This is a genomic window from Variovorax sp. 01T439_2 (assembly GCF_056398445.1).
The window spans coordinates 1-6,358 of the sequence record NZ_JBFTPJ010000268.1 but is presented as its reverse complement, the minus strand read 5'-3'; the positions used below and the strand labels follow the sequence as shown (position 1 = coordinate 6,358).

Here is a 6,358-nt window from a genome sequence, read left to right as displayed (position 1 = left end):
CTCCTGACCCGAGGTCCTTGCCGCAAATTCGTGCGCTCACTCGGCGCACACGCGTGCCAGGCCGCGGTCCAGCCCGGTCGCGAACAGCGCAGCGGCGACGGCCCCTGCGCATCGACATGCCGCGCGCGATGCGAAGGCCCTGCGCCGCGGCGCCCGCGCATCGGCCGGATGACTGAACCAAGTCCCGGCCTTCGATCGAAGGCATAAAAAGAATCAGCCCCGAAGGGACCTTGAAGAAGGTATTGGCTCGCTCGGCCAGGACACCAGACCCATTCAGCACAAAGCGACAGAGAGTCGTGTGCTACCACTTCAAACCCAGCAATGGCCTGCGCGAAGGTCGATCTCGCACTGTCCGAAACTACATGCTGACCAGGAACTCCCCAACGACGGTCACGCAATGGTCGAAGCCCGGCGTGTAGTCCAGCGTGGCGATGGCGTCGAACGCAGCGCGCAAGCCGGCATGCGGCTGCCGAATCTGAGACAGGAATGCCTCCCGGTGGCGCAGCAGGAACGGCGTTGCCGCTCGGAGCTGGGACGGCTCGCGCTCGATCACGAGCGCAAGGTCGAACAGATCGCGCGCCGTGGCCCGGTCGCCACGGTGGTACATCTTCTTGGCAATGATCTCGGCGGCCGTCTCCACCTTCACGGAGCGGCCACCGATGTCCCAGGTTTCCCAAGCCTCGGCCAGCAGGTTGGGAGCGGCCACGAAGTCGATTTCGCCTTCCTCGAATTGCAGCTTGACAAAGGTGCCAGGCTGCTCGGTGTAGTCCTGCGTCAGGTCCGCCGCCGTGTCGCTCAACCGAGGCGTGACAAAGCCGAGGTACTGCGGATCGGGCACGAAGATGTCTATGTCTTTGCTCAACCTATGGTGGTAGCGGAACATCAGCACAGTCCCGCCGCCGAAGGTCCAGAACGGATCGGCGATCCCACCGTATCGGCTGATCTCGTCGATCAGCGCCAGTGCCCGCGGGAACAGCTTTTCCCAGGGACCGCCGGGCAATGCCTCGGGCTTCATGCCCACAGCGCCCGCCGGTGCACGGACAAGGATTCGGCCAACTTCGCCACGTTGCGCCAGATCTGCCGCGGCGGCAGGTGCGCGCGCGAGGCCGTCTCCTCCACTGCCATCACGATGATCGGCACAGGCGCTTCGTCAAGCAAATGAGTCAGGTGCGGGGCGAATGGAGGCGGCACGTCGCCGCTCGCCAGGGCTTGCTCGAGCGCCTCGGGCGCCATTTCACTCGCATAGCTGACACTGGCCGTCTTGGCCGCCATCCACAGGCCACGCTTCTTGCGCCGCGCCAGCGTATCCGGCTTGAGACTGTCCAGCCCCAGCACTGCCATCACCTGTCCCACGCGATTGACACCCAGATCGCCCAGGACGCCGGTTTCCAAGCCAACCAGGGTTTGCCGGGACAGGCCGCTCAGGTGCGCCAACTGCGCTTGGGACAAGCCCAGTTCGGCACGTCGGGCTCGTACGGCATGGCCGATGTCGATGAGGTTCATGGCAGAGCACAGCCAGATGTTGTCTAAAATATTAGACATATTACGCCTGCCATCCCCACTTGCAAGAACAAGGGCCATGTCTTCCCCGCCTCCTGACGCGCATTTGGAAATGCACTGATGGGGGAACTCCCTTCGATTCACTGGCAAATGCCTTTCAGCTTTGTTGCTGAATGTTTACCAAATCCGCTGATCGGCGGTTTCGGAGGAGGGGAATCGATGGCGAGACGGCGCAAGTCCAGCGCGGCCGAGGATCTCATGGACCTCATGCCTTGCTACTCGAGCTTTCGCGCGGTCGGCTTTACGGGTTTCTCGCCTCGCCCTCGAGCAGCCAGATATTTCTTCGCGTCGTCCCAAGGCACGGAGCTCCCGGTCGCCAGCAACTTGGCCCAGTGCGTATTCCGGTCCGACGTGGACACTGATTCCGATCCGAGGTGGTCACTGATTCCGATCCGAGGTGGTCACCGATTCCGATCCGACGTGGTCACCGATTCCGATCCGACGTGATCACCGATTCCGGTTCGACGTGGTCACCGATTCCGGTTCGACGTGGTCACCGATTCCGATACGACGAGGTCGTCGGTTTCCGTCGGAGTCGGTCACCGATTTCAGCCTTAACTAATTACCGTCTCTGTTCTGGGTTGGTCAAGCATGACGTATTAGGTTGCGTCCTCAACCTTCTAGCAGCTTGCGCCCCCGCAACTTGCGCATCGACTCACCTTTTAGCTGTATGCGGTGCGCCTGATGGACCACACGATCGAGGACGGCATCAGCGATGGTGGGATCAGGGAAGAACGAATGCCACTTGTCTGTTGGGTACTGCGAAGTGATTAGCAGGGAACCGGTCCGCATCCGACGATCAACRACATCCAACAACACCTGAGCCGCGGTTGAAGACATTTCACCGATCCCGAAATCATCAAGGATGAGCAAACTCGGCTTGGAGAGCGCCAGTCGGAGCTTGGGCAACGAGCCATCATGGGTTGCCTCGCCGATAGAGGAAAACAGATCGCTGGCTCGATAGAAGGCCGCTGGGATCTTCAGGCGACAGGCTTGATGACCAAACGCGCACGCCAGCCAAGTCTTTCCGACACCAGTTGCTCCGACGATGATCAGATTTTGCTGATGGCGGATCCAGCCGCAACTAGAGAGCGAAGACAGAAGTGCCTTGTCCATTCCACGAGTCGGGCGATTGTCCAACTCCTCGAACGCTGCGTTCTCTGGCAGCGAAGCCCCACGTACAAGGCGGTTCAGCTTCCGACTTTCCCGCGCCGCTATTTCTGCTTCTACCAATAGTCCAAATCGCTCGTCAAACGTTAGCTGATGAAGCTTGGATTGCTCCGCCTGAAGCTCATATGTCTCCGCCATTGTCGTCAGGCGAAGCTCGCGCAACCGGGAAGTCGTCTGTTCTGTCGTGCTCATGATTCGTCTCCAAAGTAATGTGGGCCGCGAAGGTTGACGTGTTCAGGGCGAGGTGTGGCAGCCGGCAGAGGCCGGACCCGCAGATCCGCCTGATTCGACAGGATTGAGGTGATGCTGCGCAATGCGGTGATATTTAGCGGAAGCGCATACGCGCAAACCGCTTCAAAGCGCTCTTCGCCGTACGTCCGTGCCAAGTCGCGCATCCGGCGAGCGGCTTTGATCCCATTGGTTGCGTCGCTGCGTTCCTGCAAGTGGTAGCGAATCATCTTGGCGGCGTTTGGCCCGACAGACTCGGCCCATGAACTCAAGGCTTTGGGCTCACCTTCGAGGACGTGCATGTGAACAATCGGGCGATGATCTTGTACCGTGCTGACTTCACCGTCCGTCTGGAGGAGCGCGTGCATTGCAATGCGGCGCCCCTTGGAAAATGCCTCGATCACGGTAGAAGTGATGCGCAGGTCGACACGATCTCGGGCGTAAGCAAATGGAACCGAGTAGAAACAGCGAGCGTGTTCGAAGTGATGATCCTCACCAACACGCACAGCGTAGCGCCACTCGCAAATTTCGAACGGCTGCTCTGGCAGCGGTTTTAACGCGGGCCTATCAGTTGATTCAAACCGCTCGCGGCGGCAACCCGACATCTTCTTGAAAGGGTGATCATTGAGCGAAACAGTGAGGTGCCGGAGGTCACTGTTGAGTTCTTCTAAATTGAAGAACACGCGATTGCGCAGCTTGAAGAGAATGATTCGTTGCGCGATCTGGACACCGACCTCGGCCTTCGCTTTGTGTTTCGGTTTGCGGGGTCCCGCAGGCTTCGCCACACAGTCGTAGTGGCGAAGCATCTCGCGATAGGCCGGATTTAGGGTGATGTCATCCCGGGTACGCCGCACGACTGCGGCCTTAAGGTTGTCGCACACGACCCACTTGGGCACCCCACCCATCGCCTCGAAGCAGTTGATGTGGCAGAGCAGCCAGTCGGCCGTGGTCTGACTCGCTGTGGCTTGCACGTAGGTGAAGTTGGAACAGCCGAGTACGGCGACAAAGATCTGGGCAAACTTCGAAGGTCCACCCGCACGATCTCGGATTTCAACCGTCCGCCCCGCAAAATCGACGAAGAGCTCCTCTCCGGGGCGGTGCGTGCGCCGCAACACGATGTGTTGCGCCTTGATCCACTCTCTGTATTTCTCGGTGAACTGTGAGTACTCGATTCCATCCGGGCAAGTCTCTTTCCATTCCTGCCACAGTTGATGCCTCGTGGCATCAGGGCGCCCCATCTCCTCGTGGATCCAACTCCAATCCGGGGTGGCCTTCTGGCGCTGTACTGATCGGTCGGCTGAACCGATGGCGCGACACCATTGCTCGTCGTCGAGCTCTTTCAGCGCGTTCCAACCGAGTGTTTGCGCTTTCAGCAAGGTCCGTACGCTGGCGACGGCGCCAGGAGATATGCCGACGCTCTTTGCGATGGCACGGTTCGACTGAGACGTGTCGTAAAAGTGCAAGCGCGCGACTTCGCGCTGCAGACGAATGTCAAGCCTCATTGGGCTTTCCTCCGGCGATTAGGCCACCGGAGGCAGGTGGCGAGACGAGCTTAGCCCTCAGCATCCGCGGGTACTTGACTCGCGGAATTCGCCGACCGATACTCCTGCCATACATGTTTCACCTTGTCTGGCTCGGCCGGACGCTTAAGCCCGTGGTTGCCGCCTCGGGCTTTTGCGTTTAGGACGGATGTTTTTTAACTCGTCTCTATAGGCTGTCCTTTCTTGGACGCAGGGGCGCCGGTGAGGCGTGCTCTTGCGAGCCATGCCGCGACATCACTCGTGAGGGCGAAATACCCCCGTCGATTGGGCAAGTTGAACAATGCAACCGGCACCTGCCCACGTTTCTGGGCTTGCCGCAGGCCCGCCGAGGTGTTGTGACCCATAGACGTCACCAGTGCTCGCCCGCCCAGCAGAGGACCATGCTTCGCCTCGAGTGCTTCCCTTAGTTCCATGTGAAGTGCCTCGAATGAAGACGAGTCCAGGGCGGAAGGCGTCATGAGTTCTTTTCTAGTGCGGCGAGGTCTCGTAGTGTTCGCCGGAGTTCGTTTGGAGTCCACCTCGCTAAAAATCCGGAATTTCTGTACGCTTCCGGGATGGCCTCTAATCCTGAGCGGACACGTGTTGGGCGTCCTTGCCGCGATCCGGTGGATCAGGTGCGCACACAGTTTTGGCTTGGAGGGACCCTGATAAAGAGCGGCCTTCCGTCCTCCGACGCCCTCGAGCGACGGCTGCAGCCAGACCTCGTCCGCCCTCGCGAAGACGGAATGCTTCGTCCCAGCAAATATTGTCGGTACCAGGATGGCTCGCGAGTCCCCAGCAGGATCGTTGGAAAAAGCTACCCCGTCGACCTGGCTGAAGAGGCCTTCCCCGGAACGGCCTTCTTTTTTGATTCGGTCATTTGGCCCCTACTCAAAGGACGTGCGCTCACAGTCGCCGAGGCTGACGATCTGCTTTGGGCCATGTCTGACGACATTCGGCAATTGATTTTCGAGTCGAGGGCCGTCCCGGGCCGGCCACACCGCCAGTTTATTAAACGGCTGTATTACCTCGACGGCAAGGTTGCGAAGGCTCTTGCCGAGGTGGGAACTTTCGAAGCGCTGACAGCGGTCGTGGTGCTGCTGGCTAAGGCCGAGGCAAAGCCACCTTCGATCGGGCTTCGAAGAGCGGCGCACGCCTGTTATTTCATGATGCAAAACTATCTGCTCAAAAACCCGGAAATCCCTCCCGTGATTGAGGCGGTCATCGAGCTTATTGACGAACGATATGAGCAGTGGGTAGGAGTCCACGATCAAATGCAACTAGCCTTGCCAGCAAAATCCAAACTTCTGCGTGGAAGGGATTTTCAGTGGGTTGGGATGTCAAAAAGCACTCCTCTCGACGGACCCTTTTCGAGCTGGTATCGCGGTGCTCTAAGGCAGCGATGATCAATCTGTGGCTCCCGCCGCGACGAGAACGGCCCGAAGACATTCGTTGGCAGACCGAGCGAACTCTCGCGCAGCTTAGGCGGGAACACCGAAGGCCCAGCGCCGTCTCAGACCCGTTCATGCGCGATGTGCTCGGCCGAACCTGGAAGGGCAATGCCAAGCAACTGCGTTGTTACCTCGAGCAAGCGGTCGCGCTGGCGATGAAGGAATTATCGATCTCCCGATCGGAGGCACGGGCTCGAGCGCTGAAGAGCGGTCTGGTGAACTTGGCGGCGCCTTCGCACCCTTGCAAACCAGGATCGAGGAGGCGGAACGGCTGCACATTCAACGGGCACTGGAGCGCACAGGCGGGAGCATCTCCGAGACTGCCGATCTCCTCGGCACCAGCCGCAAGACACTCTGGGAAAAGATGAAACGACTCAAGATGAAGACGGTTGAATTCGAATTGAGTCAGCCTGGGGCAGAACGCTGACG

6 protein-coding genes and 1 pseudogene are annotated in these 6,358 nt (G+C 59.5%); 3 read left to right on the top strand and 4 right to left on the bottom strand.

Annotated elements, in window-relative coordinates; translation table 11 throughout:
• Nucleotides 1–358: 358 nt before the first annotated feature.
• From AC1DOC_RS14545 to istA, 4 genes are all read right to left on the bottom strand, one after another.
• Entirely contained in the window at nt 359–1,015 is a 657-nt protein-coding gene (locus tag AC1DOC_RS14545; protein ID WP_015865895.1) for a nucleotidyl transferase AbiEii/AbiGii toxin family protein, read from the bottom strand.
• Nucleotides 1,012–1,503 carry a helix-turn-helix domain-containing protein gene (locus AC1DOC_RS14540; protein WP_026284050.1) on the bottom strand — a complete coding sequence of 164 codons (492 nt, stop codon included), beginning with the start codon at nt 1,501–1,503 and terminating at the stop codon, nt 1,012–1,014. Before AC1DOC_RS14540 ends, AC1DOC_RS14545 begins: the two co-directional genes overlap by 4 nt.
• A gap of 669 nt (nt 1,504–2,172) precedes the next feature.
• Nucleotides 2,173–2,922, bottom strand: coding sequence for an IS21-like element helper ATPase IstB (gene istB / locus AC1DOC_RS14535; RefSeq protein ID WP_015865897.1), 750 nt, complete (start codon nt 2,920–2,922; stop codon nt 2,173–2,175).
• Nucleotides 2,919–4,460, bottom strand: a complete 1,542-nt coding sequence (istA, locus tag AC1DOC_RS14530) for an IS21 family transposase (RefSeq protein WP_015865898.1) — start codon at nt 4,458–4,460, stop codon at nt 2,919–2,921. Before istA ends, istB begins: the two co-directional genes overlap by 4 nt.
• A gap of 764 nt (nt 4,461–5,224) precedes the next feature.
• On the opposite strand from istA, the gene AC1DOC_RS14525 reads away from it, so the two are divergent.
• From AC1DOC_RS14525 to AC1DOC_RS14515, 3 genes and pseudogenes are all read left to right on the top strand, one after another.
• Nucleotides 5,225–5,884 (top strand): hypothetical protein, encoded by a 660-nt coding sequence (locus AC1DOC_RS14525; RefSeq protein WP_150106892.1) that lies wholly within the window; start codon nt 5,225–5,227, stop codon nt 5,882–5,884.
• Nucleotides 5,881–6,081: pseudogene (locus AC1DOC_RS14520) on the top strand (AAA-type ATPase lid domain-containing protein); the annotation flags it as partial. The gene AC1DOC_RS14525 and the pseudogene AC1DOC_RS14520, both read left to right, overlap by 4 nt.
• An 89-nt stretch (nt 6,082–6,170) precedes the next feature.
• Nucleotides 6,171–6,356, top strand: coding sequence for a helix-turn-helix domain-containing protein (locus AC1DOC_RS14515; RefSeq protein WP_041945792.1), 186 nt, complete (start codon nt 6,171–6,173; stop codon nt 6,354–6,356).
• Nucleotides 6,357–6,358 lie beyond the last annotated feature (2 nt).

Coding starts and splice junctions, on each gene's coding strand:
- AC1DOC_RS14545 (WP_015865895.1), bottom strand. CDS start 1,015: ATGAAGCCCGAGGCATTGCCCGGCGGTCCCTGGGAAAAGCTGTTCCCG.
- AC1DOC_RS14540 (WP_026284050.1), bottom strand. CDS start 1,503: ATGAACCTCATCGACATCGGCCATGCCGTACGAGCCCGACGTGCCGAA.
- istA (WP_015865898.1), bottom strand. CDS start 4,460: ATGAGGCTTGACATTCGTCTGCAGCGCGAAGTCGCGCGCTTGCACTTT.
- AC1DOC_RS14525 (WP_150106892.1), top strand. CDS start 5,225: ATGCTTCGTCCCAGCAAATATTGTCGGTACCAGGATGGCTCGCGAGTC.